The sequence below is a fragment of the Methyloglobulus sp. genome (assembly GCF_040079455.1).
Classification (GTDB): Bacteria; Pseudomonadota; Gammaproteobacteria; order Methylococcales; family Methylomonadaceae; genus Methyloglobulus.
Window position 1 is genome coordinate 1 of sequence record NZ_JBEBKJ010000035.1, and the last position, 26,419, is coordinate 26,419.

At 44.7% G+C, this 26,419-nt stretch carries 25 protein-coding genes; 6 read left to right on the forward strand and 19 right to left on the reverse strand.

The window, feature by feature from the left end; genetic code table 11:
• Window positions 1–904 precede the first annotated feature (904 nt).
• Window positions 905–4,159, reverse strand: a complete 3,255-nt coding sequence (locus tag ABL924_RS09165; protein WP_349026787.1) for a DEAD/DEAH box helicase — start codon at window positions 4,157–4,159, stop codon at window positions 905–907.
• Window positions 4,160–4,291: 132 nt separating this feature from the next.
• Between ABL924_RS09165 and ABL924_RS09170 the strand changes: the two genes are divergently transcribed.
• Complete coding sequence (locus tag ABL924_RS09170) at window positions 4,292–6,202, forward strand: cytochrome c peroxidase (RefSeq protein WP_349026788.1); 1,911 nt, start codon at window positions 4,292–4,294, stop codon at window positions 6,200–6,202.
• On the opposite strand, the gene ABL924_RS09175 is transcribed toward ABL924_RS09170, so the two are convergent.
• From ABL924_RS09175 to ABL924_RS09200, 6 genes are all read right to left on the reverse strand, one after another.
• A complete protein-coding gene (locus tag ABL924_RS09175; protein WP_349026789.1) occupies window positions 6,199–6,417 on the reverse strand; it encodes a hypothetical protein in 219 nt (72 codons plus the stop codon). The genes ABL924_RS09170 and ABL924_RS09175 overlap by 4 nt on opposite strands.
• Complete coding sequence (locus ABL924_RS09180) at window positions 6,414–6,986, reverse strand: zeta toxin family protein (RefSeq protein ID WP_349026790.1); 573 nt, start codon at window positions 6,984–6,986, stop codon at window positions 6,414–6,416. The genes ABL924_RS09175 and ABL924_RS09180 overlap by 4 nt, the downstream gene beginning before the upstream one ends.
• 187 nt (window positions 6,987–7,173) lie before the next feature.
• Complete coding sequence (locus ABL924_RS09185) at window positions 7,174–8,130, reverse strand: restriction endonuclease subunit S (RefSeq protein WP_349026791.1); 957 nt, start codon at window positions 8,128–8,130, stop codon at window positions 7,174–7,176.
• Entirely contained in the window at window positions 8,108–10,000 is a 1,893-nt protein-coding gene (locus ABL924_RS09190) for an N-6 DNA methylase (protein ID WP_349026792.1), read from the reverse strand. Before ABL924_RS09190 ends, ABL924_RS09185 begins: the two co-directional genes overlap by 23 nt.
• A gap of 62 nt (window positions 10,001–10,062) precedes the next feature.
• The gene (locus ABL924_RS09195; RefSeq protein WP_349026793.1) at window positions 10,063–10,200 is read right to left on the reverse strand and encodes a hypothetical protein; all 138 of its coding nucleotides are present in this window, start codon (window positions 10,198–10,200) and stop codon (window positions 10,063–10,065) included.
• A gap of 131 nt (window positions 10,201–10,331) precedes the next feature.
• Window positions 10,332–10,565, reverse strand: coding sequence for an AbrB/MazE/SpoVT family DNA-binding domain-containing protein (locus tag ABL924_RS09200; RefSeq protein ID WP_349026794.1), 234 nt, complete (start codon window positions 10,563–10,565; stop codon window positions 10,332–10,334).
• A gap of 292 nt (window positions 10,566–10,857) precedes the next feature.
• On the opposite strand from ABL924_RS09200, the gene ABL924_RS09205 reads away from it, so the two are divergent.
• A complete protein-coding gene (locus tag ABL924_RS09205) occupies window positions 10,858–11,106 on the forward strand; it encodes a glutaredoxin family protein (RefSeq protein WP_349026795.1) in 249 nt (82 codons plus the stop codon).
• Window positions 11,099–12,484, forward strand: a complete 1,386-nt coding sequence (locus ABL924_RS09210; RefSeq protein WP_349026796.1) for a class II fumarate hydratase — start codon at window positions 11,099–11,101, stop codon at window positions 12,482–12,484. Before ABL924_RS09205 ends, ABL924_RS09210 begins: the two co-directional genes overlap by 8 nt.
• Before the next feature lie 183 nt (window positions 12,485–12,667).
• On the opposite strand, the gene ABL924_RS09215 is transcribed toward ABL924_RS09210, so the two are convergent.
• The 3 genes from ABL924_RS09215 to ABL924_RS09225 all read right to left on the reverse strand — a co-directional run bounded on the left by ABL924_RS09215 (window position 12,668) and on the right by ABL924_RS09225 (window position 14,719).
• Entirely contained in the window at window positions 12,668–13,144 is a 477-nt protein-coding gene (locus tag ABL924_RS09215; RefSeq protein ID WP_349026797.1) for an EVE domain-containing protein, read from the reverse strand.
• A 154-nt stretch (window positions 13,145–13,298) separates the two neighbouring features.
• Entirely contained in the window at window positions 13,299–13,592 is a 294-nt protein-coding gene (locus tag ABL924_RS09220) for a hypothetical protein (protein ID WP_349026798.1), read from the reverse strand.
• A gap of 176 nt (window positions 13,593–13,768) precedes the next feature.
• Complete coding sequence (locus ABL924_RS09225; protein ID WP_349026799.1) at window positions 13,769–14,719, reverse strand: ZIP family metal transporter; 951 nt, start codon at window positions 14,717–14,719, stop codon at window positions 13,769–13,771.
• 192 nt (window positions 14,720–14,911) lie between these two features.
• On the opposite strand from ABL924_RS09225, the gene glpK reads away from it, so the two are divergent.
• Window positions 14,912–16,396 carry a glycerol kinase GlpK gene (gene glpK / locus ABL924_RS09230; protein ID WP_349026800.1) on the forward strand — a complete coding sequence of 495 codons (1,485 nt, stop codon included), beginning with the start codon at window positions 14,912–14,914 and terminating at the stop codon, window positions 16,394–16,396.
• Window positions 16,397–16,688: 292 nt separating this feature from the next.
• Here the strand turns inward: glpK and ABL924_RS09235 are convergent, their stop codons facing one another.
• Window positions 16,689–17,285, reverse strand: a complete 597-nt coding sequence (locus tag ABL924_RS09235; protein ID WP_349026801.1) for a VPLPA-CTERM sorting domain-containing protein — start codon at window positions 17,283–17,285, stop codon at window positions 16,689–16,691.
• Window positions 17,286–17,615: 330 nt separating this feature from the next.
• Here ABL924_RS09235 and ABL924_RS09240 point away from each other — a divergent pair, with 330 nt between their 5' ends.
• The gene (locus ABL924_RS09240) at window positions 17,616–18,491 is read left to right on the forward strand and encodes a carbohydrate kinase (RefSeq protein ID WP_349026802.1); all 876 of its coding nucleotides are present in this window, start codon (window positions 17,616–17,618) and stop codon (window positions 18,489–18,491) included.
• Between the two features lie 18 nt (window positions 18,492–18,509).
• Here ABL924_RS09240 and ABL924_RS09245 read toward each other — a convergent pair whose 3' ends face one another.
• From ABL924_RS09245 to purE, 8 genes are all read right to left on the reverse strand, one after another.
• Complete coding sequence (locus tag ABL924_RS09245; RefSeq protein ID WP_349026803.1) at window positions 18,510–19,265, reverse strand: putative DNA-binding domain-containing protein; 756 nt, start codon at window positions 19,263–19,265, stop codon at window positions 18,510–18,512.
• Between the two features lie 3 nt (window positions 19,266–19,268).
• Complete coding sequence (locus ABL924_RS09250) at window positions 19,269–20,120, reverse strand: DUF692 domain-containing protein (RefSeq protein WP_349026804.1); 852 nt, start codon at window positions 20,118–20,120, stop codon at window positions 19,269–19,271.
• Window positions 20,121–20,289: 169 nt separating this feature from the next.
• Window positions 20,290–20,862 (reverse strand): hypothetical protein, encoded by a 573-nt coding sequence (locus ABL924_RS09255; protein ID WP_349026805.1) that lies wholly within the window; start codon window positions 20,860–20,862, stop codon window positions 20,290–20,292.
• A gap of 630 nt (window positions 20,863–21,492) precedes the next feature.
• On the reverse strand, window positions 21,493–21,720 hold the full coding sequence (locus ABL924_RS09260; protein ID WP_349026818.1) for a sulfurtransferase TusA family protein: 228 nt from the start codon (window positions 21,718–21,720) through the stop codon (window positions 21,493–21,495).
• Window positions 21,717–22,760, reverse strand: coding sequence for a tRNA (5-methylaminomethyl-2-thiouridylate)-methyltransferase (locus tag ABL924_RS09265; protein ID WP_349026806.1), 1,044 nt, complete (start codon window positions 22,758–22,760; stop codon window positions 21,717–21,719). Before ABL924_RS09265 ends, ABL924_RS09260 begins: the two co-directional genes overlap by 4 nt.
• Window positions 22,761–22,839: 79 nt before the next feature.
• The gene (locus tag ABL924_RS09270; protein WP_349026807.1) at window positions 22,840–23,658 is read right to left on the reverse strand and encodes a hypothetical protein; all 819 of its coding nucleotides are present in this window, start codon (window positions 23,656–23,658) and stop codon (window positions 22,840–22,842) included.
• A 113-nt stretch (window positions 23,659–23,771) separates the two neighbouring features.
• Entirely contained in the window at window positions 23,772–24,866 is a 1,095-nt protein-coding gene (locus tag ABL924_RS09275) for a 5-(carboxyamino)imidazole ribonucleotide synthase (protein WP_349026808.1), read from the reverse strand.
• Window positions 24,863–25,360 (reverse strand): 5-(carboxyamino)imidazole ribonucleotide mutase, encoded by a 498-nt coding sequence (gene purE / locus ABL924_RS09280; protein ID WP_349026809.1) that lies wholly within the window; start codon window positions 25,358–25,360, stop codon window positions 24,863–24,865. The genes ABL924_RS09275 and purE overlap by 4 nt, the downstream gene beginning before the upstream one ends.
• Before the next feature lie 260 nt (window positions 25,361–25,620).
• Here purE and ABL924_RS09285 point away from each other — a divergent pair, with 260 nt between their 5' ends.
• Window positions 25,621–26,322, forward strand: a complete 702-nt coding sequence (locus ABL924_RS09285; protein WP_349026810.1) for a YidB family protein — start codon at window positions 25,621–25,623, stop codon at window positions 26,320–26,322.
• Window positions 26,323–26,419 lie beyond the last annotated feature (97 nt).

Genomic DNA, 26,419 nt, shown 5'->3' on the forward strand with positions numbered 1-26,419 from the left:
GCATAGTCAGGTATTTGTATCAACATATCATTTTCATCTGTATGAAACCTTAAAACCCTCTGACTTGTTTACAGCGACACGTCCTGAAAAAGATGCGGACTAAGGGGCTATAATCCTATAGACCATCAATCCGCATTAGGGAAGGTGAGGAATGCAACTTAGTGAGTTATGAGCGCTTACAAAAGTTGTGCATAGCTTAACAGCTATTATTGGCTGCGAACATGTGGCAAATTGTCGCACCCTTAGAACCCATGATAACGCTTAAGAATTAGTACGTTAACTGTTCTTCCAGTGTAGTGCGTGATAATTTTTGGCTGGGTAACCGGTGGAACGATTTGTGCGATTTGGGTGTTAAAGGAGGTGTGCTATCGGTAAAGCCCCTGTTGGTGGGCAATTTAACGGGTCGGTATTCATGCCGGACCCATAAGCTGATTTTGTATGAATCTTTAGGGGATCTCTAAGCTACTAAGCTTATGGGCAAAAAAAAGCGCATTATCACCAGGAGAAGTAGATAACGCGCTAATGCTAAAAAGCAGTTCTTACTATGAGGAAGTAAACACACGCAATAAGCGTATACAATAAATAAAGCACTTATAATGCCAAGTATTATATTTCATTTGTTATTTATATTTATTCTTTTATAAATAGATAGTTATAATTTCTACAACTTTTTTGTGAAAAAATGAATCTGGCAATTAACCCACAGAAATTACTCAAAAACATCAAAATGTGACGATATTTGTCCTAGCTCAATAAGTCGTATTTTTTTGCACGACACCTACATGCCCAATAAGTTGTTATTTGAAACCCCTCATCCTAACCTTCTCCCACTGGAGAAGGGATAACTTGTGAACTTATTGGGATTGGTATTACCCTCCCCCCGTCCGGCTGAGGCTATTTAGGTTCACAAAGGCTCAAACAAAGCCGTAAGGTCGTCAGCCGTTAATTGCAAAGCTTCCTCTTTAGCCCCTTCGGTATAAATACTATCGGCTAGGGCGCGTTTGCGCTCCTGCATGGCGATCATTTTTTCTTCCACGGTGTTTTCGGTGATGAGTTTGTAGACGAATACCGGCTTGTCTTGTCCAATTCGGTGGGCGCGGTCAGCGGCTTGGGCTTCGACGGCGGGATTCCACCAGGGATCATAAATGATTACGGTATCGGCTTCAGTCAAATTCAGGCCGATACCACCCGCTTTCAGGCTAATCAGGAATACATCAACCTCGCCGCTTTTGAACATTTCGATGGCCGCATCACGATCTTTGGTTTGTCCGGTTAGCTTACTGTAACCAATCATCCGCTTGTTTAATTCATCTTCGACCAACGCAATCATGCGGGTAAACTGAGAAAATACGAGGATTTTCCGACCTTCTTCCAGCATTTCCGGCAACATTTCCATGAGCAGGTCTAACTTGGCGGATTCGTTGATTTTCTGTGCTTGCTCTAACGGCAAAGTACGTGGGTCGCAACAAGTTTGTCGCAGTTTTAGTAGGGCATCCAGAATAGTGATGTGACTACGCGAAAGACCGCGGTCTGCAATCGCATCACGGACTTTTTTCTCCATCGTCAGGCGGATGCTTTCATACAGCGCGGCTTGTTTTTCATGCAGCGGTACAGATCGGATGATCTCAGTTTTGGGTGGTAATTCCGAAGCGACTTCCTGCTTGGTGCGACGCAACATGAACGGTGCTACCCGACGCGACAAACGTAACTTTTGCTCAGCATTGCCGAATGTTTCTATAGGTGTGCGATAAAGTTTTTTAAAAGCAGCGGTATTTCCTAAGAAGCCAGGCATCAAAAAATCAAATTGCGCCCATAGCTCGCCAAGATGATTTTCCATTGGCGTACCCGTCAAACACAAGCGATTGCTGGCTTTAACTTGGCGGACAATTTGCGCCCCTTTGGACTGCGGGTTTTTGATGATTTGGGCTTCATCAAGGATCAAATAATGGTATTGATGTTCCAGTAGTGTTTCCTCGTCCCTCGGCAATAAGGGATAGGTGGTCATAATCAGGTCGTAATCGCGGATTTTGTAGAACAATTGTTTGCGTTCTGTGCCTTGTAAAATCAGCATATTAAGGTCAGGCGTAAAGCGTTCTGCTTCACGTCGCCAATTACTGAGTAGGCTAGTTGGGGCAATAATCAAACTGGGGTTTTTCATTCGGCCACTTTGCTTTTCCACCAATAGATGCGCCAGGGTTTGTACGGTTTTACCCAACCCCATATCGTCCGCAAGTATCCCTGCAAATGAATATTCCCGTAAAAATTGCAGCCAATTTAAGCCAATCTTTTGATATTCTCGCAATGTCGCCTGAAGGTTGTGAGGCACAGGAACATCTGCTATGCCTTTGAAGTCGCTAAGTTTTTGTGCGAGCCTCCTTAATTCTTCGCCACCTTTGATAGAAAACAGGCCATAGCTGTGTGCTTCCATTTCGGCAAGGCTGGCAGCATTGAAACGGGATATTTTTAGCGAACCGTTTTTGTCCAAGGTGCTGCCGCTAAATAATTCTAATAAAATTGCTAAAAACGGCTTTATTTTTTCACTCGGTATGGTCAAGTAGCGGTAATCACTGACCGGAATATTCAGTAATTCTGGGAGGTTGTGCAGGTCATAATTTTCCAGCACGGGCATTATCAGCGGCAATAACGGCATGGATTGCCCTGCAACTTCGATATTAAAACGCATCTCAAACCAGTCATTCTGGTTGTCGCTGATTTCAGCATCCCAGTTGTCTATGGCTTGAAAGTCCAGTAAAAAGCTGTCGCCAAATTCAATCAGCCAGCCGTCCTGTTCCAGTTCCGGCAAAACGGTTTCAAGAAAATATCCCCAACGCGTTGCGCTTTCCACAGACGACTTGGCATAACTGCCCAGGATGAGTTCTTTTCCCGTGGCCTCTATGGTTGATGCCGACGTAAAGCCCAGTTCCGTTAATCGCGCAATTTCTGACTTTTCCGTTTCAAGTGAACGCTTGATACGCGCCAAGCCTTGGGCTGTTTTTATTACGCTATAGTCCCTGATTTCATGAGCGGGTAACAGCCAATCGCCATATTTGAAATTTAACTGCATGAAATGCACGTATTGCTTAGGATTGACCTGATCGCCAAACAACATGAGCTGGGGGGTTGGGGCTAAATCCAAGAGTTCCGTCAAGGCAACTTTTTTGGGCGGCGGCAAGGGCAGTTCGGGATGTTCGACAGTCAAGCGGTAACTGAATTCATCGGCAACTTTTTCCGGCACAGGCGGCGCAGCAAGCAGATTTCTTAGTTGCTCTTGGCTAATACTGGCTGTCGTAAATGCACCAACCGTGCTTTCTTCAGGATCGAGATAATGTGGCGGATCAATCAATATCGGCAACGCCGCTGGTTGGATAGCAAGGTGCAGTTGGTAATCGCCTTTACTAGTCTGTTGCCAATCAAACTGTAAATCACGAGCAGCACCCGGTTTAAGCGGCGGTGTTTCTAAGTCCTGCCAGAACAATCGCCCTGTTTGTAATAATTTTGACAGGGCAATTGCCCCCATAGAACCTGAAATTAAGGGTTCGCCACCAATAGAATTATCCAAGGCAAGAATTATTTTGATAAGTTCGCTATCTTCTTGCCTAACGTAAGAGTAATACGAAAAACTGTAACGCAGATTTTGTAGGCTGGTTTTGCGGCCTTTGCTAAGGCCACCAAATTTTTTTTCTTTGGTGACGATAAGGTCAATCGTCAGTTCGTTTTTAACTTTAGCTGGCTTTAGGACATAGGCAACAAATTCTTCCGAGCTGTCATTTTTTGGAACAGCGGACGGTTGCTGCATATTGTCTAGCCATTGGAAACAACTGGCTCCTGAGTTTTTCTGCACTTCTTCAAGTCCACCGCCCTGGTATGTAAGGCAGACTGCGACAACATGCTTACAATTATAGCCGATAGGGCAAGAGCAACTGCCTTCGATATCAGCAGTGCGGAAATCAGGTCGCCAGACGATACGGATATTCTGCTTGTACGGGCTGCTGGCACTGCCTTCTACAGTGGCGTTCAATTGGGTAAATAGTGCGCCTTCACTGGTGACTTTGCACTGCTCCACCAAACCCGATTCGTAATATTGTTTGCCACGTTCATAAAAACTTGCGCCACATTCCTTGATGATATCGGAGCGGAGAAGTTTCTTTTCAATAGTCATGACGGGCGCAATAAGTTTGGAATAACCGATTATTGTACAATAGTTGGCACTATAATGGCGGCATGATAAACGGGGCTATTGGAGTTTTTTGGACAGACTTATCTTGAGGCGGGGAACTTATTGAAAACGTACATGGCATTTTTCCTGATGCTTACTGCTTTTGCTTTGCCACAGGTAAAAGCAGAGACCAAGCAATCCGGGCAACCTCAAATGCTTGCGCCGGGGTACGGCGACCTAAGATTTACTGCACCCATACCCGGCACTTATAAATTACCTATGCTGGGGCAGGCCAGCGACGGCAATGTGCTTGATAGCGAGGGCCGTGCAACGACCTTGCACAGGCTAATGAGCGATGTTAATCACCCAGGCAAAGTTGTTTTACTCAGCTTTATTTATGCAACTTGCAGTGATGTTAACGGCTGCCCATTGGCAACGGCGGTCTTTCATAAGATAAAAAACCGGCTGGAAAAAGAACCTGAATTAGCCAGTCATTTACGCTTGATTACCTTAAGTTTTAATCCAGGACATGATACGCCAGAGCAGATGAAGGCGTACGGCGCAACATTACAAGGTAAAGGCGTGGAATGGCACTTCCTTACGACTCGCTCAGAGCAGGAATTGCAGCCGATACTGAAAGCTTATAAACAGATTGCCGAAAAAATTTATGATGCCAAGGGAAAATTTACCAATACATTCAGCCATAACCTGCGTGTTTACTTGATCGACCAGGACAAACAGCTACGCAATATCTATAACACAGAGCTGCTACACCCTGACATGCTTATCAGCGATATTAAAACCTTGTTGCAACCAGAAGCCAAACTAACACAACCCACCACAAGCAACCTTGATAAATCAGCTTTATACAGCGCAGGTGACAATAAGCTCTCGTACGAAAACAAGGGCTACCAAACCAACTCGATTGCACTGACCCATCGCATGGGTAAACCCGCCGATCTGCTTCTTACCATAAAGCAAGCACCGCTAGGATTACCCCCCGTTCCTGTTCCAGGCAACAATCCCATAACAGCAGAAAAAATCAACTTGGGGCGAAAGTTGTTTTACGACCGCCGTTTGTCCATCAACAACACCTTTTCCTGCGCCATGTGCCACATCCCGGAACAAGGGTTTACCAGCAATGAGATGGCAACTGCCGTCGGGGTTGAAGGGCGAACTGTAAGGCGCAACAGCCCGACCTTATACAACGTCGCCTATATGCAAACGTTGTTTCACGATAGCCGAGAAACTACGTTAGAACAGCAAGTTTGGTCGCCATTATTGGCACACAATGAAATGACTAATCCATCCATAGGCTATGTCATAGATAAAATAAAAAATATTCAAGATTACAATGGTTTGTTTGAAAAGGTATTTAACGAACCACCCGGTATGGAAACCATCGGTATGGCGATTGCGAGTTACCAACGTACGCTAAATTCGGCGAATTCACCGTTTGACCGTTGGTATTTTGGGAAAGATGAGAATGCACTGTCTGCTAAAGCCCAACGTGGATTTCAATTATTTACTGGCAAAGCACAATGCAGCCAATGCCATACAATCAGCAAGGAATACGCCTTATTTACCGACAACAACCTGCACAACACAGGCATCGGCTATGCGGATGCGATGTCCGACAAAACGCCTAACCCCTCGCAGCGTGTGCAGGTGTCCCCAGGCGTTTATGTTGATGTTGCATCCAACGTGATAGCCTCGGTTGCCGAACCCAAAGCCAACGATCTAGGCCGCTACGAGGTCACCCAAAACCCACAAGACCGCTGGCGTTACAAAACACCATCCTTACGAAACGTGCAACTGACCGCACCCTACATGCACAACGGCAGCATCGCCAGCTTGCGTGAAGTCGTGGAATTCTATAATCGCGGTGGCATTGCCAATGAAAACCTTGATCCTTTAATCAAGCCCTTGCATCTTACCAGAACGGAAATCGACGATCTCACGGCATTTTTAGATACATTGACGGGAGATAATGTTGAGGAATTGGTTTCCGATGCGTTTGCTGCACCAGTTGGGGATAGGGATTAATGTGAGGCTGGATTCAAAAGGTTGTCTGATTGTTGGGGTGTTTGCAAATGCTCTGGGGCATCATCCCCTACCGCAAACGGAGCGTTGCCTATCCATTGTATAGAATACTGGCCTAAACGCCGTTTGCGCTCAAGGGCTTTGCTGACTGCTTGGCGTAAACAGTCCAACGTCGCTTGCGTGGCTGCGTTTGGTATAAGGTTTGGGTTGGCTTTCATTGTTTAGCCTCTTGTTGCAAAAGTGCAAAAAAATCGGGGTGAAAAATAGTGCGTATAACACCTTCTTGCTGAAATATCAGTTCAGGGAGCGTGCCACTGTTCATATAACACTGAGCTTGATTAACTTTAGGTGCAAATAAGTATAACAAATTATAAAGACTACGTGGAAAACGGCGTATTAAATCAGCTTCAGGGATATTATGTCCACCGTGGGCAACACGCTCCGCTACCCGTAACCGTGACATCTTGGCACTGGGCAAAGCCAGATAAATTAACTCCACCCGCCAGCCTGTAGCTTGTAAACGTTCTATCAGTTTAATATAACTTCGTCCGGCAAGCGTGGTTTCAAAAGCAAAATCCTGGCGTGCGGCAATACAATCTTCAATCTCATGCAGGAACAAGCGACTGGCGGCCAGTAAATGCTGTTCTGGTGCCAGCGGCGATAAACCGGCAGCAATCAAGTCGGCGTTAATAAAGCGTCGGCAATCTGCTACTGTAGGCAGATACTCCATTGCAAAGGTGGTTTTTCCTGCACCGTTTGATCCGGCAATAATCCAACAGGTTGGCATTTTTTTCTCCCCTCATTCACCCAAAATCAGCCGTTCCACTTCGGCTTTGGCATCAGTCAGAATTTGCGCGGCTTCGGTTTGGACTGTTGGCGCTTGATTATTAATATTCTACGCTCTCTCGCTCAGATTTTGTCTGGGATCAACAAGTCCGGCATTTATCTTTATTGCCACCTGTATGTTAATACAGCTACTCGATCTGTGAACTGTATGGCAAGGATTTGATGTATTGCTCCATAAAATCCCAGTCGGGTGTGCCGTCTTTTTTGACGGGAAGATGTATTGTTGATTTTTTCATTCGTTCAATTCCCCATTTTCGACCATAGCCAAATCTGTATTTTTCGCGGCGAATAAGGGTTGTTAAGAACAAACCGATGTAAGGATTAAGTGGGAATTTAGGATTGAAGATATGGACATCTTCAGTAGAGCAAAATGATACAGGTTGATAAAATGCCTCACCTACACTGCCGTTTCTATTAACACCTATCGTGTTACCTTTATGACAAGCTGACATTGATGTAATGCCTGTCACGCCATTATTTGAATCGCTTGACGATACAAAAGGCGTAGAGCCGCTTCCATCTAAGTCTTTACGCCTTGGGCCGCGTCCGCGCTCAATTTCAAATAAAGATTGAAACTCGAAGGGCTGCCAATTATCTGTTTGTGATTCGACTGTTAAATTGGATATAGCAGGTGCATCAATTCCATCATACATATCAACATCGGCTTGATTAATCCATGCTGGGATTTCTGAAATATCTGGAATAAGAATGTCTTTAAGGGTTCTATTCGCTTGTCGCCCATAGTTGTAACGGTATTTATTAGCACGAATACAGGCACAGTAGTAGAGCTTTTCTGAATTGGTTAAATTTACATTTGGTTTCAATATTCCAATATGAAAGCCAGTGTAAAATGACTGTGGTTGCAAAAATGTTTCTAAAACAGATCCACCGTAAGCGACGGTTATTAAGCCTGCTTCAAGTGGTTCTATATCTAGCACTTTAAGAACTTTTGCAGAGACTCCATTATTTTTCGCAGTTCTTGAGACAAAATTTATTCCAACTACATCTTGGGTTAGGCGATTAAGTTCCAATGAATGCCCATAACTCACATCAAATAAATCATCAATTCGCATCATAATCTTCATCAATTTCTGGTTCGATTAATTTAGTACCTAATAATCTAAACATTGCGTAATTCCGAACAACTTTCTCAAAATCAGCTTGAGTAATTGCAGAATAATCAGTTTCCATATATGCCTCAGCGCACCATTCATCTTCATGTGTGACTTTCCATAACACGCTTTCACCCGCGTGAACTTCACGATTTCTAAACATTTCTACCCAACGATCACGAGTAGCATCCCAACGATGATGTAAGTCAACACGCCCCCGCTGTTTGGTTTTAACAAAACCATCCTCTTTCCAGTAACCAAACCATGTTTTTTTATCGCTTTCCGCATGAGGTTTGTTGGCTGTCCACACCATGATACAAGTCACTGTGCCAACTGGGTAAAATAATTCAGTCGGCATCGACATCACCGCTTCTAGGGTGTGCGAACGCATGAGTTCTTCACGCATTGGATGGGGTGAAATAGCGCAAGAAATAGGAACAATGGCAATACCGATACTGTTTGGGTTCAGACAGTCCAGCATTTGCTTAACAAACACCAGTTCGTGTAAAGCCTCGTCGCTTTGGAAATACGGTGGGTTAAGTAAGCCTATATCACACTGATGTTTTTTTAGGGCTTCGAAAATACCAGGGTCAAAACAACTACCTTGGTGCAAATTGGCTTTGCCATCACCTCGCAAAATCATATTGCTGGCAGCAAGTGCATACATATTGGGCAAGTGTTCAACACCAATTAATCCATCGCTTTTAATGCGACTTTTTTCTTCTTTCGTCACAGCATGACGCATCATGTGAAACATAGCGGACACCAAAAATCCGCCTGTTCCCGCACAAATGTCCAATACGGTGCTTGATTTATTTACATTGGCTAGACGGGCGAATAAATCAGTCACATGGCGTGGCGTTAAAACAATACCTAATGCTTTTTTATCTCCACCCGTATATTTAAGGAATTCCCCATAAAACTGACCAACCACGTCAAAGTCGTGATAAATGCTAATAAAAGGTCTGACTTTTTCATTGAGGCTTTTAATCAGTTCGTACAGCACGCCTTTCGGGTATTTTGCCGCTGTTTTGGCATCGCTGGGTTTGCCCAATGCAGGCGCAACCGCGATAGTTGAATACGGTTGGTTCATGTTGTATTTTTTGGCTTGCGGCAGATCGGCTTTATCTATTTCTTCTTTAATGACTTTGAACCATTGTTTTTGTAAGTCTTCTGGCTTGTAAACATCAAATGATTTGGTAAAAGCTTCGTTTTGCAGGGCAATCAATGTGCCGCTAACTAACAAAGGCTTTTCGCTTTCGGTCAGTTTGGCGTGGTCACGCATGAATTCGTGCAGTTCGCGGGAAAATGCCATAAGTTCATCATGGCGCAAGGCTTGTACAGCGGGATCAAATGTACCGTGTTCTATGTAATCAGCCCAAGGGATTATTTCACTAATCTTTCTTCCCGATTTGGTGTTCAATTCTTTGGCTTTTGCCGCGCCTTTGGGATGCAGGAAAGTTGATATTTTTAGTTGTGATTGGGTTTGTCCGCTTGCAGCAATAGCAATGACGTTAAAACCTTTGGCAAGGTGTTCCGCATAATTAAGTACGCCATCAACCGCAAAGCCGATAGGATTGTCACGATTATTGCTTTCATGATGCTTGATGTCAGCTTTGCATTCAATCACTATCAAAAAATCGGGAGTGTCTGAATTGCTGACAATAAATTCTGGTGCACCTTTGCCACCTTTACCTGTTTTGCTGGCTACTTTAAGTAGGCGTTTGACCGCTTCGGTTTCGCTTTTTTGCTCTTCGACGCGGGTTAAGCAGTCACTTTCGTAATAACCTAACTTACGCAGAGTATCCCTTATTAGATTTTCGGTTTTTCGTTCGTTGCTCATTAGTTATATTAATTTTGTTCCGACGTAGCCAACATGCCCTGTCAAGTCGAGTAAGTTGCTTCTCAATCGTCCGACAATATCCATAAAACGAGACATCTTTTTTGATGGATTTCGTGATGCTCTACCCATCCTTGATATAAGCGGCTTTTCTTTTGCTCAACATATTCAATGCGTTTGCCATCATCCAGCAGCTTAATCAACCCTTTTCCAATGACTCACTGGATGTAATCAATGGCTGGTTTTCGTTCATTTATTGCCTTGTTAAGGGTGCTTTCACATCATTGATTTCATTTTAGCTTTGAAGTTTAGCATATCGAGCAGTGCCGTATGTTTAGGTTTCGCTCCGAGTCAAAGCCATGATCTGGTCGGTGGGCATCATTAATTCCCCCACTTTGTGGGCGGTGCGAAAGCGACTACTTGATTTTTGGGCGTTACTGGATTTAATGATGCACCAACGCCCCGACTCATCTTGCAGGAACTCAATTTCTGTTTGGGTTGGCTGAATACCCATGCTTTCCCTGACGTTTTGCGGGATAGTCACTTGCCCTTTGCTGGTTACGCGCATTGTTGGCACCGATTTAGTTGGTAATACTTTATTTTGTAGGGTTCAAGTGTAAGTGCCTTTTGTGATTAACAAATAGGTTTGTGAGTTAAGAATTTACCTCAACGTCTTTTGGCTATCATTTTTTGTTTATTTTGATAAACAACGAGGTTTCATTGTAAGGGATTAACTTCAAAATCGCTTGACACTCAAATAAGAAATATTTTGATAGCCAAAACGCACCGTGCGAACTACTGGCTTGGCTGTTAAAATGTTAATTTTCGGGTTATTCCGACAAAACCAACAACCATCAGCAATGAAATACCTGTTATTAGGCACATCCGGTTGCCATTTGTGCGAACTGGCGGAGGAATTGATACATGAATACCTTACTGACAAGCCTGATATTAAGGTTGAGCTTATCGACTTAGCAGAAGAAATCCAATGGCAAGCAGATTATGCCACCTTGATTCCCGTACTATTGCACCAAAAATCATTACAATCCCTTAACTGGCCGTTTACCAAAGAAAGCATACTAACTTTTATTGAACAAAATCATGACTGAACAATACCGAATTGAAAAAGACAGCATGGGCGAATTGAAAGTGCCTGCCGATGCCTTATATGCCGCGCAAACCCAGCGTGCCATTGATAATTTCCCAATTAGCGGCCTTGCCATGCCGCCCGCTTTAATCAAAACCGTCGCCCTTATCAAAAAAACTGCGGCTAAGGCCAATATGGCATTGGGCGAATTGGACGGCAACACAGGTAACGCGATTATTAAAGCCTCGCAATGTATTCTGGATGGGCAGTATCAAGACCAGTTTCCTATTGACGTGTTCCAAACCGGTTCTGGCACCAGTACCAATATGAATGTGAATGAGGTGATTGCTACTTTAGCATCTCGGGCATCGGGGATTGCGGTCAGTGCTAACGATCACGTCAACATGGGGCAAAGCAGTAATGATGTAATCCCTACCGCTATCCATGTCAGTGCGGCGCTGGAATGCCATAGAGCATTATTGCCAGCCCTAACGCATCTTGCGGAAACGATAGAAAGCAAGGCGCATTCCTTGGGCCACATCACCAAAACCGGGCGTACGCACCTTATGGATGCCATGCCTATACGTTTCGATCAAGAATTGGGGGCTTGGGCGCTGCAAATCCGTAATGGCATTGACAGGATTCGGTCAACGCTACCTAGGGTTTATAAGCTTGCCCAGGGCGGCACAGCGGTAGGTACAGGAATCAACGCGCATCCTGAATTTGCCGAACGGTTTGCAAAGTTGTTGGCAGAAGAAACGAAACTGCCTTTTCAACCTAACACTTCATTTTTTGAAAGTCTAAGCTGTCAGGATGCGATAGTAGAATTATCGTCTCAGTTGAAAGTGATAGCCGTCAGCTTGATGAAAATCGCCAATGACCTGCGCTGGATGAACAGCGGCCCACTGGCAGGATTAGGCGAGATAGAACTGCCCGCCTTACAGCCCGGCAGTAGCATTATGCCCGGCAAAGTCAATCCGGTTATCCCCGAAGCCGTGGCGATGGTCGCCGCGCAAGTCATCGGCAACGATGCCACAATCACCATTGCTGGGCAATCTGGCAGTTTTCAATTGAATGTGATGTTGCCCGTTATCGCTTATAACATCCTGCAAAGTATTGAACTTATCACCAACGTCAGCAAGCTGCTAGCGGATAAGGCCATTAATGGTTTCACGGTGCGCGAAGACAACCTGCAAAAAGCCCTGTCAAAAAACCCGATTTTAGTGACGGCACTCAACCCTATTATCGGTTACGCCAAAGCCGCTGAAATCGCCAAAGCCGCCTATAAACAAGGCCGGCCTATCATTGAAGTTGCCGCCGAAATGACTGATCTTGAGCGAGCCGAACTGGAAAAGCTGCTAGAACCTGGGCATTTGACACAAGGTGGAATTGGGCAATGAAATAATCCTATTTTCAGGAAACTTTGCCTTATTCAACCTCGTTTATGAGCCAAACCGGACTCATTGATGACCGCTTAAGAGTAGAAATCCAATCATCAGACTTTCCGATTACCGAGTTGACACATGACAATCTCGGCGCTTATTGGGATTGGTATTACTCGTTGATTTTCAGTTCTTGTGTTTCTAAACAATTAGCCTCGATTCTTCCAGAGAAAGAATAAAATCCCACTGTTCTTTATTAACGGGCATGATGGACAATCGGTTACCGCGCCTTACCAACGCCAGATCGGAAAGCTCCTGCTTTTGTTTGAGTTCGTGCAAGGTAATGGTTCGGGATAATGTCCTGACGTATTTAACATCGACCATCATCCAAGTAGGTTTGGCGGGATCACTTTTGGGATCAAAGTGACTGTCGTCTGGGTCAAAAGCCAGGAAATCGGGATAACCTTCCTTAACCACTTCCATAATCCCAACAACTCCGGGTTCGGCACAATTGGAATGGTAAAAGAACACCTGATCACCCAGCTTCATTTCATCACGCATCATATTCCGCGCTTGATAATTGCGCACACCATCCCAATGTTCGGTTTGATTCGGCCTGTTCTTGAGACCATTGATACTGAACGCGTCCGGCTCAGATTTCATTAACCAGTAATTCATAGCTGCCTCGGCTTAATTAATCATAAGTAAACCCCCAGCGCTGCTGGGGGACTCATAAAGTTTGACAATTCCGGGAATCATCGAGAGTCTCCCCATCTGTAAACCGCCTAAAGTTCAAAAGATAGGGAAACAAACGATGAATACACCCGAAAGTTTAAAACATACTTGTGGAAATGTAAGTACCACATAGTCTGGATACCGAAATATAGGAAGAAAAGCATTTATAAGGAGTTGAGGCACTATTTCGGCGTTTGAAATAGGCATTCTTGATGAGTTCATGGCGGTCTACCGATGCCGCTTCGGATACGACTTTTTCAATCGCCAAGTTATCTGCGCGTTTGTCGATAGCATAAACAACGTACATTCCGCTTGAGATAGCGGCTTCTACACCGTTACTCATGCCAGTCAGGTAGGCTTTTACGCACCAATTTAGGTGTATGGAATGCACCTTATTCCGCTTACCTCAATAGTTTCCGTGCTTAATGTTACGGATGCGGCAACAATGCTACGTCCTGCGAAGGTGTAATACCAATCCCAATAAGTTGTTATTTGAATCCCCTCATCCTAACCTTCCCCCACTGGAGAAGGAATAATATGTGAACTTATTGGGATTGGTATAACACATCAACCCAGTGCATTATCAACAATCATCATGATGATAAACCCAACCATCAACGAATAGGTTGCATAACGTGAGCGGCCTTTGGCATGGGTTTCGGGGATAATTTCTTCGCTGATGACAAACAGCATTGCGCCTGCTGCAAATCCCATCGCAATCGGCAACACCGATTGAAAAAGTGTGACCATGGTAATGCCGAGCAAGCCGCCGACAGGTTCAACTAATCCAGTCGCTGTAGCAATCCCTATTGCTCGCCAGCGATTGTAACCCAAACTGACCAATGGGAGGGCAACAGCCAAGCCTTCGGGGATATTTTGCATGGCGATAGCAATGGCCAATACCAAACCATTTTTCATTTCCCCAGAGCCGAAACTGACCCCAACCGACATGCCTTCTGGGAAATTATGGATGGTAATGGCAATCACAAACAGCCAGATTTTTCTTAGCGAATTAACTTGTGTATCTACAACCGCATCAAAGTGCGGATGCGGCAGTTGATGGTCGGCATAATGTAGAAAAAAAGCACCCAGCAACATTCCCGCCGACACGACGTAAATTCCTTTGCCTGACCAGAGCATGTTACCGAATTCAATGCCCGGCACTAGTAAGGAAAATGCGGTTGCCGCCAACATGACACCTGCTGCGCCCCCTAATAAGCTGCTAAACAGGTTATTAGAGATGTTCTTAAAAAACAACACGGGTAAAGCTCCTATGCCTGTCGCCAAACCCGCCAAAATACTGGCAGCAAACCCGATGACGACCAATTTTCCGAACAGCAGATATAAGCTGCCGAATACAACCAGTTGTGAAAGCAGAAATAATCCGGCTATGCTCAGCCAGCGGTGCATCGGCGGTAAGGCCAGTAACGCAATGAAGTGTTCATTTGCTTGCAGCTTAGCGACCTGCACTTTGTAGAAGTTTTGTAGTTTTTCGAGATTTTTTGTGATGGTTGTCATAGGATTTGCCTGTATTAGTCCAAGGTTACTTTAGTATGAAAATAGGTAAGTTGAGCCTATTATGCAAGCATCTATTTGGTTGATTGGTGATCTAAATCAAAACGAATGGTATATGGACATAAAATTTAGTCAAGAGAAGATAAAATCTGGGATAACAATCTTTTTAAAAAAACGAACACATAAAGAGCCAATATGAAATACATACTAGCTATAGACCAAGGTACCAGCAGCTCACGCTGCATTCTTTATAACCAGGAATCTCAGCCTGTTGCCGTTGCCCAGCAAGAATTCAGACAAATTTATCCAAAGCCGGGCTGGATAGAACACGATGCCGAAGAAATTTGGCAGTCCCAGGTTAGCGTTATAAAACAAGCGATGCAAGAAAAATGTCTGGAATCTTCTGATATAGCTGGCATTGGCATTACTAATCAACGGGAAACCGTCGTTCTGTGGGAGCGAAAAACGGGTAAGCCTATTCATAACGCTATCGTCTGGCAAGACAGAAGAACTGCGGACGAATGCACCCGACTTAAAGACGCAGGTTTTGAACCGTTGATCCAGGCCAAAACCGGACTACTGCTTGATGCTTACTTTTCCGCAACCAAGATTAAGTGGTTACTGAATAATGTCGAAAATGCCAGAACAAAAGCCGAACGTGGTGAACTGGCATTTGGTACGATTGACTCCTGGCTGGTATGGAATCTTACCCAGGGTGAATTGCATATTACTGATGTCTCTAACGCTTCCCGTACCCTGTTATATAACATCGAACAACTTCAATGGGATGAGGAATTACTGAAATTATTTGATATTCCCCCCTCCTTACTCCCTTCTGTAAAAACTTCCAGTGAAGTCTACGGACCAACTCAACATCCCGATATAGGCGCAGGTATGCCAATCGCAGCGATTGCTGGCGACCAGCAATCGGCATTATTCGGGCAGTTATGCAATCAAAGCGGTATGGCGAAATGTACTTACGGCACAGGCTCCTTTTTAATGATCAATACTGGACGCAAGAAAGTGGTTTCCAAACACCGCCTACTTTCCACCATTGCTTGGCAAATCGGCACCGAAGTAACCTACGCCCTTGAAGGCAGCGTGTTTATTGGCGGTGCTGTCATACAATGGTTACGTGATGGGTTGATGGTGTTTAAACAAGCGTCCGATTCTGAAGCGCTGGCAAGCAGTGTCCAAGATAATGGCGGTGTTTACTTTGTTCCGGCACTGACTGGACTCGGCGCACCGCATTGGGATTCCCATGCCCGTGGCGCTATCTTTGGAATTACCCGTGGCACAACCCATGCCCATCTGGCACGGGCCGCGCTAGAAAGCATCGCTTTTCAAGTCGATGAGCTGTTACAAACCATGACCTTGGACTGTGGTGAGGCTATTACTCAATTACGCATAGACGGCGGAGTCGCTAAGAATAACCTCATGGTGCAATTTCAAGCAGATATATCCAATATCAGCATCGCCAGACCCGATAATCTGGAAACCACCGCTCTGGGTGCTGCTTATTTAGCGGGAATTGCCGTCGGTTTTTGGAAAATGGAAGAACTCAATCAGTTATGTTGCATCAACCAAATGTTTACATCCAATCTGCCAACTAAGCAGGTTGATTCGCTCAAATATTATTGGACGAAGGCTGTTGGCCGAGCAAAGAACTGGGCTGAATGAAACAGTGTTGTTGCGCTTATTGGGGGATGCGATAAATTATGTGTAGAAACAAGGCCAACGATAAGCTGCACACTAACTTCTTCATTTTAGTTGCATCCCGAAACGGACTAACAGTAAGAAAGAATACGAAATGCTTTATTGACTATCTATAGCGATAGTTTCGCTACCATTTGATTTGTCATTGATGTTCAAAATAAAAAATTACCACCATGATCGCCTCGTCCTAAAAGGAACGAGGCGAGTTGCGCGATACAGGTTAAGCAGACCCTACTCCCTGTGGCCAATCGTAATATTAGGCAGTGACGCTAAGTTTTTTTCTCATGCCCACCAGACCTAATAACCCAGAGCCAAACAGCCATACTGCAGCAGGTAAAGGCACGGCGGAGACAGAAACAGGCGTTAATACAAATGTAGATGCATCATATCCTGATTGACCAAGGACATTTCTAGCATCTCCAGCACCTTGCATAGCTGTACCAGAAAATTCACCACCTAAATGATTGTTGAAAGCACCGTATTGATCAATATAACTAATGCCATCTATAAGCAATTGTACGTTGCGCCAATGCGATGTGTCGAGGCCGGATACGTAATCCAAGTGTACAAAGTAATTGGAGCTTTCTTGACCAAATAGTACTTGCGATGTCGTGGGATCTGGTGTTCTAGATGGTGACCCATCATTTCTGAGATCAAATGTTAGCTTGGCGTTAGACGCTCCACTTATCGCAGATGTTATGTCGAATGTAAAGCCAAGCCAACTTGATGGACTGCTGGAATTGGTTGCCGTACCTACGTTCGTATATACTGGTGCGGCTACAGTAGTTTGGTTAAAGAGAAAGAAAATTGAAAAATAAAATGACGCAATAAAAATGCGAGACTTGTTGCACATGGCTTTTCCTTAAAAATAAAAAATATGTTGTCTTTAACGGTCTAATGTAAACCTTGCGAGTATATTATCTTCTCCTTAGGAAAGACAAGGATTTATTACCTCTTTCTGAATATTTTAACGCTGTCGCTATCTTTAATCATGCCTAAACGCTCTTTCTACGCGTTAAATTGTTGCTAACCACCCTTGGTGTTTTGCGATTCACTTATCAGCCAAGGCTGGATCGTTAATGTTACTCAGGCTAGTTTGGTAGGCTATTTAGCAAAACGTGTCCAACACTATCTAGTGGCATTCGACTTTGGTCGGTTAACAGCTTACTAATTGGAGAATTAGATGGAAAACAATCCGATTATCGTATTTGGAGAAGTTTTATTTGACCACTTCCCTAATGGCGAAAGGGTAATGGGCGGTGCGCCTTTTAATGTAGCTTGGCACACACAAGCTTTTGGGCAAACACCATTATTTATTAGCCGCGTTGGTCCGGATGCCACAGGAAGCCTAATCCGTGCGGCAATGCGCTTGTGGGGTATGAATCTGGACTTTTTGCAGCAGGGTTCAATTTATCAAACTGGACGGGTGCAAGTGACCATTGAATGTGGCGAACCTAGCTACTCGATTCTACCTGATCAAGCCTACGATCATATTCAAATGCAAGGATTAGCTGGCATTAAGCACACAGGCATCTTATATCATGGCACATTGGCCACCCGTTCTCCAGTATCAAGAAACACATTGATATCATTAAAAAAGCTACATCAAGGCAGAATTTTTATTGATGTCAATTTACGGCAGCCTTGGTGGAATAAGTCAGATGTTCTTAATCTTATCAAAGATGCTGATTGGATTAAGGTTAATCTCCGTGAGTTACAAGCTTTGCAAGATAATATGGCTGATATTCAAACCAACATGGAAAAATTCCTGTTTCAATATAATCTGGAAGGAATTATTGTCACTTGTGCAGAAAAAGGTGCTTTAGCCTTGAATAAGGCAGGTGAATTTTTTTCTGTAGTGCCTACGACTTCAGTGGATGTTATAGATACAGTGGGGGCGGGTGATGCCTTTTCTGCGATATTATTGCTTGGACTTAATCTAGGCTGGCCATTAGGGCAAACCATGGAAAGAGCGCAAGCATTTGCTTCAGCTATGACAGGTCAACGAGGTGCGACGGTAAACGACTTGAATTTCTACAAACCATTTTTGACATTCTGAGCTGTAATATTGCTTAACTTAGCCTGTTTCGTAGCTAGAAATAACTGTTTTTTCAAGAAGTTCTTTGAGTATTTGCAATCCTCCAGTAATGATAACGTCGGGATTCGGATGAAGGGACTCTTCCGCAACCTGCTTTAGGCAATTTTTGGCTGTGATTCGATCATGTTCCTGGATAATTTCCAACAATCTGTAGGTCATTGAATTAATTTGAATAAATTTGACATCATCCGCTTGGTCTCGGTAAGCGATCAGGTAGGATGGTTGCCCTGGCTGCTTAAGAGGTAAATATTCGGGTGAAATGAGTTGGACCGGGAATTGATAAACCAACGGCCAAGCCACAGGTGAAAGCTGTATCGTTCGGTTAAGAAAATCATCCGAGATTTCTTGATTAGCATGTACATCCTCTTTAGCAATGGATAAAGCCATTTCAACCCATTCATAGTGTGCTAATTCTAATAAAAAAGGGAAATCGTCTGGATTAGAACGTTCATTTTCCAGATAATCGAGAAATTCTTCAGCTATTTCAGAGAAATACGGCGTTTTGCATTTGTGCTTGGAAAAAAAATCTTGTGTCAGTTCAAACCACTGTTGGTTATCCAATATTTTTCGAATAACAGGAAAATTCCCGGCTAAAAAACTTTCGATATTATTAAAGACTAACTCCCGGTACATCGCCATACGTTCCGGTTTTACGTCGGTTGGTGCGGGATTTTTTAGGGGCTCACGAATGTAACGGGTAAATTCGAGTTGTTTAGTTTTGAAATCGGCTGCCATACGTCAAGCCGATTTTCTTTCGTGCTGAATTCGCCAGTCGTTCTGTATGGTCTTGATGATATTAACTTCTTTCATCAATTCCGCTATAGGTGGAATATCAAAATCACGTTCCAGCAAGGTTGGGAACACGCCAAAAAGCTCGTAAGCCTTAGCTAACAGCTTCCAGACTGGATCGATAACATCCGCACCGTGCGTATCGACGAGGAAATCCTCCGCCTCAACATAATGTCCGGCAATATGCGCGTAAGCAATTCGATGGGCAGGTATGGCCTTTAGGAATGTCTCGGCATCGTAACCATGATTAACGCTGTTCACGTAGATATTATTGATGTCCAACAATACGTTACAGTCGGCCTCATCGACAACGGCATTGAAAAAATCTATCTCATCCATTTCCTGACCAGGGGCGGCGTAATAAGAGACATTTTCGATGGCGATGCGTTGTTCCAGAATGTCCTGTACGCGTCTTATCCGTGCAGCCACATGGATTACAGCTTCCTCAGTAAACGGGATGGGCATCAGATCATATAAGTGTCCGTCTTCGCTGCAATAGCTCAGATGTTCGCTGTAGTGCTTGATGCGATGTTCTGATAAAAACTGTTTGACTTCACCTAGGAACTTCTCGTCCAGTGGATCGGTGCTGCCTAGTGACAAGGACAAGCCATGACAGACGAAATCAAAGCGTTCGGTCATAGCACGGAATTGCCTACCTAATTTTCCGCCGATAGTGATCCAGTTTTCTGGGGCTACCTCGTAAAAGCCAACGTCACTCGGAGGCGATTCAACGATTTGGTTCAATATCGACCGACGCAGACCCAAACCCGCATCACGTATTAAATAAGGAGTTGTGTCCATGGGAACACCCAATTGGTTTTAAACCAATGCCGTTAAGTTAAGCAATTTAGCATCTTCACTCTATCAATGGAGAGAAATACTTTCTTAACTTAACAACACTGGGTTGAAATAGTGGAGGCATTATCACGCCCCCACTAACGTAGTCTCGTAGACTAGCTACGAAACCAATTTATTTTGTGGCTGCAGGAGCGGCTGGTGCTGCTTCTGTTCCTTTCATTTTTGCACCGCAAGAGCCATCTTTGCTCTTCATCATTTCTGTGCAACCAGTCATGCCTTCGCCGCAACCTTTCATCTTATCGCCACAAGCACCTTCTTTAGTTTTTGCCGCTTCGCAATTCTTCATGTCTTCTTTACAGGCGGCACCACAACTGCCTTCTTTTGCGGCCTTATCCTTTGCCATACCGCAAGCTCCTTCTTTGCCTTTCATCATAGCACCGCAGGATTTTTCCATACCTGGCTTCATCTTGCCGTCTTTCATCATGGCACCGCATGAACCATCGGCTTTCTTAACTGCTGCTGACCCAGCGGCGGCTTTACTCCCTGCACAAGCACCCTCGGCTGCTTTTGGCTTAGCCATGCCCATAGACGCGCCGCATGCCATTTCAGCTAACTGCATATAGCCTGAAGATAGTTGCGTCATTGTAAAAGGGTTGCTTTCAGCATTCACAGGCATTGCAGCAAAAGAAGAAATAAGTGCTGCACCCATTGCTACGGCTAAAGGTGTTTTATTGGTTTTTTTCATCGTGTTATCTCCAGGGTTGTTATATTAAAACATCGATACTTTACATAGCGAAGCCAGGTTATACGATAACCTTTCAAAACTGAACAAGGAATGAATAATCCGTTAACTGACGTATTTACCGCTAACCAAACTATACAGATTTATTAAACTTCTTTCCAGCAATCATTAGCTTACCTGATCACATCGTTTTGTTGTCTTATTCTCACAAATCAGCAATCACACAGCTACGCACTTCGGTTTTCTTACTGTATGAGTATACCGTCTGGGCAAAATTAGTAAATGATGACCTTGTGTACATACACGTCCTTGTGTCCTGAATTCCGGCATCCTCCCTTTATGGAGAAAATACAGCAGAGGATATGGAATCCTCACCGCCAGTCTCTGCCCGAATGACGGTTGGAGTTTAGGGAATCTCTAAAAATTCAAAAAACTCCTTCGCCTTCCAGGGATGGAGGAAGTGCGGCAGCAAGCATGGAACTCGTGCCGCCTCCCTCGTGGGAGAAGGGGCAGATACTTGTGTAGATACCTATGCTTCCAAAGGGTGAGGATATTTTTAGAGATCCCTTTAGTGTTTAGTATCTATGCTAAGTACAAAATGGTTTTTAGAGATTCTCTGTTAATCATGCAAATCTAACCACCCACTTCCAACAGAATCACATACTCGTGATCGCCAGAACTACTTTCCAACACCTTATGCCCATTGATTCGGCACCAGGACGGAATATCCTGCATCACGCCGGGATCGGTACAGATAACTTCTAATTGATCGCCGGGTTGCATTTGTTTGACTTTATCTTGGGTGCGAATGACGGGCAAAGGACATAACAAACGCCTTGCGTTCAGCACTTCCCTGGTCATATTATCCATTCTTCGGGTAGTTTTTCTCCGGCTAAAGGTTTGGCTTGGATGGTGCGTTCCGATCCATCTTTATCCTTAATAAGCATATCGACTTGCTCCGCATCGCGGCCTTGCCCATAACGTGCGGTAATGCTTGCAGCAAGATACAGGTCTTCTGCGGAAGGCGTGCCATCCAACAGCACTAATGGCCCTGTATGGCTAGTGCAAAACATACTCATATAATCCCGCTTATAACCTTCCATAAAACGCCCCTCGCCTTCTTCCCTTGCGATGATCATCTTAAAATAGGGTTTGGGGCGGATGTGCCTGCCCACTTTTAATAGCATGACATCATCAAGCTCATAGTCCCTGCTATCTCGCGCTTTCCAGAGATCGACGAGTTTTGCCGAATAGTATTTATCGGTCAAAAAACAGCAACCACCTGCTGGTTGGGAATACTCATCAAAACCGAATTGTTTAGCCATGCTTATTTGCGGTTTGCGCGAACGTCCTGTGATGGAATGCAACTTTTCCCTGTCTACCCAACCTTCCCGTTCAGGCAAGGTCGCGGGTAAATTTTTTGCACATAAAGGACGTAACAGCAAATCATCCGCTCCCGATTGCTCGGATATGATAGGCATAGTCCATTTACGCTGGGACATTGGCCTTTGCCCGATGACTTCACCCGTGATAATGAAATCAAAATTGTTTTCAACCAACCACTGTTTGGCCTTATTCACCATAAAAATCTTGCAATCCAAACATGGGTTCATGTTCGCGCCGTAGCCGTGCTTGGGGTTAATCAAAACTTTCTTATATTCTTCAATGACATCGACGATATGCAGCTTAATGCCCAACTGCTCGGCAACCCACAGGGAATTATTGCGTTTCGGTTTAGCCTTGTCTTTTTCGCGGATGGCATGGGTATGGCCTTCCACGCAAAATCCGGTGAAAAAGTTGATGCCTTCGACATGGATGCCCTGCTCCATCACGGTCTTTGCTGCCAGCATGGAATCGAGGCCGCCGGAAATAAGGGCGATGGCTTTGCGTTGTTGTTTCATTGATTAATTTTATTACGTAGGGTGCGCTCGGCTCATCTTTATAAGGCATAAAAGTTGCGTAAAACGCACCCTACATGACTTATATTTTCTTAAGTTCATTTGCAATATCAATCGCGGGTATCACAATTGCCACGCCCGCATTTATACCAACTTTCCAGTCCACTGTTTCACTCTTGGAAGTAATATCTTGTGAGATATTGAAGTGACCGCAAACTAAACCTAGAAGACGTGGTTGAGCGCTTAAAGGTAAGGGTTCATTCGGGTTAATTGCAGGCAATGTGATGGACCCAAGGTTACGAAGAGGATTAAGCCATACAAAAGCGGGAGAACCACTTTGCCCTCCCCATGAGCGTGCTTCAACCAAAAACGCCTTGACACTGCTTGTGCTATGATCGGCATTCTGTATATTCACAGGTTCACTTGGCATCATAGAAATATTACCAAAGCGGATTATTGGTTCGTTGTTCGTGCTACCAGGATGTGCTGTAAAAAGACCTGTAAAAAAGACTTCATCACCCAAGCCTATATTATTTGTACTAATGTATTCTTGGCCAGCAAAGGTATCCAGCATAATACAAGAACCAACAAAGCCATTTAGTGGTGCATTCTTGAATATTGCAATATCAGTATCCTGACTAATATGCCAATTGTTATAAGCGAGTTGAGATGTAATTATGCCACCCCTAGCAGAATTTCCACGAGCAAAGAGGGGTTGACCAGTAGCCCGGGCAGCTTCTACTACATGACGAGCGGTTACCAAATGCACTACTTCTACCTTACCGTCTATAGTTGATGGATCAGCTACTATAAAAGCTGTGCCTTTAGGACCATGTGAACCGGATTCATCTTCTTGAGAAAGGAAAATCACACAATCTTTATAATATGTGGAAATTAACATGATGAATCCATAAACATTTATATAGCACGGTAGGTTGGAGTGAGGAACGAACCCCAACATAACACCGACCATTGTTGTTGGGGTTCATAAATTCACCCCAACCTACAATTAATTTAAGAATCATCAGCTTGATTAGCCAGATGTTCAAGCTTTTCTAACGAATTTTGATAACTTTCGGCGTTTGCAGCCCGCACCGTCACATGCGCCACCTTCCGCCCCTTACGCGGACTTTTGCCATAAAGATGAAGATGTGCGCCATCAATCGCCAAGACATCTTTGGAATCTGGCAAGCCGCCGATAAAATTCACCATCGCCGCTTTACCTACCGCAGCCGTCGAACCTAATGGCAAATCCAAGATTGCCCGTAAATGGTTTTCAAACTGGCTGGTTTCTGAGCCTTCTATCGTCCAATGGCCGGAATTATGCACACGCGGGGCGAATTCGTTGGCGATTAATTCGCCATCAACCTGAAACAGTTCCAATGCCATTACACCGACATAATCCAATGCTTGCAGCAATCGTGAAATATAGTCCTCAGCCTGTTTCTGCATCAGGTCATTGGCGCAACATTCAGCAACCCGCAGTATGCCGCCTTTATGCAGGTTTTCCGACAGCGGATAAAACGTAACAGACCCAGACACACTCCGAGCCGCTATGATGGAGACTTCACGGCTAAACGGCACAAAACCCTCAACGATAGATGGAAGACCTTGCACTAAATCCCATGCCGCCTGTAAGTCTGCTGCTGATTTGAGTACGGACTGCCCCTTGCCGTCATAACCTTGGCTACGGGTTTTTAATATCGCCGGATAGCCTAACGTCGACATAGCCCGTGTTAAATCTTCAAAACTATCTACCAAGGCAAACTTGGGGGTTGGAATGCCGAGTTCCAGGAAAAAGTTTTTCTCCACCCAACGGTCTTGCGCCACCTCTAAGGCTTTGGCAGGCGGATATACTTTGGTATGTTCTGCCAGAAATTTAGCAACATCGGCAGGTACATTCTCAAATTCGTAAGTCACCACATCGGCGCGTTCAGCCAATTCTGCGAGTAATGCAGGATCGTTGTAATCGCCAGACAGATGCTCTCCTAATGTGTTTGCACACGCATCAACTGAGGGATCGAGGAAAATGAAGTCCAAACCCAACGGGTAACCTGCCAGCGCGATCATGCGAGCGAGTTGCCCTGCGCCCAATATACCAACTTTCATAATCCAGCAATCCTAGGGTCTGAGTTTTTAAGCACGGTATCGGTTTGCTCCTTGCGGTATTGAACTAAGGCAGGGCGATATTGTTCATGTTTATTGCAGATTATCGAAGCCGCTAGTAAGGCGGCATTGACTGCACCTGCTTTGCCTATCGCCAGCGTTCCTACCGGAATACCGGCTGGCATCTGCACGATGGAAAGCAAAGAATCCATGCCATTTAATGCCTTGGACTGAATTGGCACGCCTAATACTGGGATTAGCGTTTTCGCTGCCGTCATACCGGGCAAATGCGCCGCGCCACCTGCCCCAGCGATGATGACTTCCAAGCCTTTGGCTTCGGCAGCTTCGGCATACGCGAACAATTTATCTGGGGTGCGATGGGCAGAAACGATCTCGACTTCATGCGGGATGCCTAAGCGTTCCAAGGTTTCCGCCGCATGTTGCATCGTTTCCCAGTCCGAGGTCGAACCCATAATGATGCCTACCAATGCAGTCATGTATTGCTCCAGGTCATTAGCAAATGTAAATGGTCAAAAATTAAGGGGTGGAATTATCGCATATATCGTGGGAAGTCGCCCAATACTCGCGGCAATGATAGACTGCTCACCGCATTAAAACCCATGATTGCATGGGATTTTTGGCGGTTTCTTAGGGTTTTAATGTTTGTACTGGGCAATTCCGGCTGATACAATCCGGCTGACGGTGTTTTTAAATACGCCTTGTAATTCTTGTCAACTAACTGAATAAGGAAAATACGATGGGACTTTTAGATAGTTTATTAACATCCGCTGTCACCAGCGCGTTGGGCGGTAATGCAGAAGGCCTTACTGGAAATTTGGTTAAAGGCGTTGTAAGCATGGTAGCCAGCAATTCTGGCGGTCTGTCTGGTTTAGTGGATAAATTTAATCAATCCGGCTTGGGCGATGTCGCCGCTTCCTGGATCGGGAAAGGCGATAATAAGCCCGTAAGCCCCGCACAATTGGTTGAAGCATTGGGCGCAGATAAAGTCGCCGAACTTGCCGAACAAGCGGGTATTCCCGCAGATAAAGGGGCGGAAGTGCTTTCACAAGTATTACCTTCCGTCGTTAATGAAATGACACCCGATGGCGAAATACCTGAAGAACATCACATGGGTACCCTATCTAAAATTATCTTGGGCGGCTTAGGTGTTGCTGGTGCGACCATGGCCGCAAAAGCCATCGCAGGAAAGTTTGGAAATAATGATGAAGCCCCTGCAATGGCAGATGCTGGCGCCGCTATGGGCAGCCCTTCTGCTGCCGCACCAGCTCCTGCTCCACAAGCCCAGACTTATACCGTAGTATCAGGCGATACCTTATCTAAAATCGCCAAACATTATTATGGCGACGCTAATGAATGGCCAAAAATTTTTGATGCTAACCGCGATAAATTGAGCAATCCAGATAAGATTAATGTTGGGCAAGTGTTGAGAATCCCTTAAATTTCTTTATAAACCATACACCTTGATAACTCCGAGTGGCGGGGTATGTTACCCCGCCACTCACGTTTTGCCGACGGTACTGTTTTTGAACCACGTT

Excerpts from the sequence above, each read along its gene's own strand:
- ABL924_RS09260 (WP_349026818.1), bottom strand. The coding sequence starts at position 21,720 with ATGACCAGGGAAGTGCTGAACGCAAGGCGTTTGTTATGTCCTTTGCCC.
- ABL924_RS09235 (WP_349026801.1), bottom strand. The coding sequence starts at position 17,285 with ATGTGCAACAAGTCTCGCATTTTTATTGCGTCATTTTATTTTTCAATT.
- ABL924_RS09250 (WP_349026804.1), bottom strand. The coding sequence starts at position 20,120 with ATGGACACAACTCCTTATTTAATACGTGATGCGGGTTTGGGTCTGCGT.
- ABL924_RS09255 (WP_349026805.1), bottom strand. The coding sequence starts at position 20,862 with ATGAAAAAAACCAATAAAACACCTTTAGCCGTAGCAATGGGTGCAGCA.
- ABL924_RS09170 (WP_349026788.1), top strand. The coding sequence starts at position 4,292 with ATGGCATTTTTCCTGATGCTTACTGCTTTTGCTTTGCCACAGGTAAAA.
- ABL924_RS09205 (WP_349026795.1), top strand. The coding sequence starts at position 10,858 with ATGAAATACCTGTTATTAGGCACATCCGGTTGCCATTTGTGCGAACTG.
- ABL924_RS09285 (WP_349026810.1), top strand. The coding sequence starts at position 25,621 with ATGGGACTTTTAGATAGTTTATTAACATCCGCTGTCACCAGCGCGTTG.
- ABL924_RS09190 (WP_349026792.1), bottom strand. The coding sequence starts at position 10,000 with ATGAGCAACGAACGAAAAACCGAAAATCTAATAAGGGATACTCTGCGT.
- ABL924_RS09275 (WP_349026808.1), bottom strand. The coding sequence starts at position 24,866 with ATGAAAGTTGGTATATTGGGCGCAGGGCAACTCGCTCGCATGATCGCG.
- ABL924_RS09245 (WP_349026803.1), bottom strand. The coding sequence starts at position 19,265 with ATGGCAGCCGATTTCAAAACTAAACAACTCGAATTTACCCGTTACATT.
- ABL924_RS09215 (WP_349026797.1), bottom strand. The coding sequence starts at position 13,144 with ATGAATTACTGGTTAATGAAATCTGAGCCGGACGCGTTCAGTATCAAT.
- ABL924_RS09175 (WP_349026789.1), bottom strand. The coding sequence starts at position 6,417 with ATGAAAGCCAACCCAAACCTTATACCAAACGCAGCCACGCAAGCGACG.
- ABL924_RS09270 (WP_349026807.1), bottom strand. The coding sequence starts at position 23,658 with ATGTTAATTTCCACATATTATAAAGATTGTGTGATTTTCCTTTCTCAA.
- ABL924_RS09265 (WP_349026806.1), bottom strand. The coding sequence starts at position 22,760 with ATGAAACAACAACGCAAAGCCATCGCCCTTATTTCCGGCGGCCTCGAT.
- ABL924_RS09210 (WP_349026796.1), top strand. The coding sequence starts at position 11,099 with ATGACTGAACAATACCGAATTGAAAAAGACAGCATGGGCGAATTGAAA.
- ABL924_RS09225 (WP_349026799.1), bottom strand. The coding sequence starts at position 14,719 with ATGACAACCATCACAAAAAATCTCGAAAAACTACAAAACTTCTACAAA.
- ABL924_RS09200 (WP_349026794.1), bottom strand. The coding sequence starts at position 10,565 with ATGCGCGTAACCAGCAAAGGGCAAGTGACTATCCCGCAAAACGTCAGG.
- ABL924_RS09180 (WP_349026790.1), bottom strand. The coding sequence starts at position 6,986 with ATGCCAACCTGTTGGATTATTGCCGGATCAAACGGTGCAGGAAAAACC.
- ABL924_RS09185 (WP_349026791.1), bottom strand. The coding sequence starts at position 8,130 with ATGAAGATTATGATGCGAATTGATGATTTATTTGATGTGAGTTATGGG.
- ABL924_RS09240 (WP_349026802.1), top strand. The coding sequence starts at position 17,616 with ATGGAAAACAATCCGATTATCGTATTTGGAGAAGTTTTATTTGACCAC.
- purE (WP_349026809.1), bottom strand. The coding sequence starts at position 25,360 with ATGACTGCATTGGTAGGCATCATTATGGGTTCGACCTCGGACTGGGAA.
- ABL924_RS09165 (WP_349026787.1), bottom strand. The coding sequence starts at position 4,159 with ATGACTATTGAAAAGAAACTTCTCCGCTCCGATATCATCAAGGAATGT.
- glpK (WP_349026800.1), top strand. The coding sequence starts at position 14,912 with ATGAAATACATACTAGCTATAGACCAAGGTACCAGCAGCTCACGCTGC.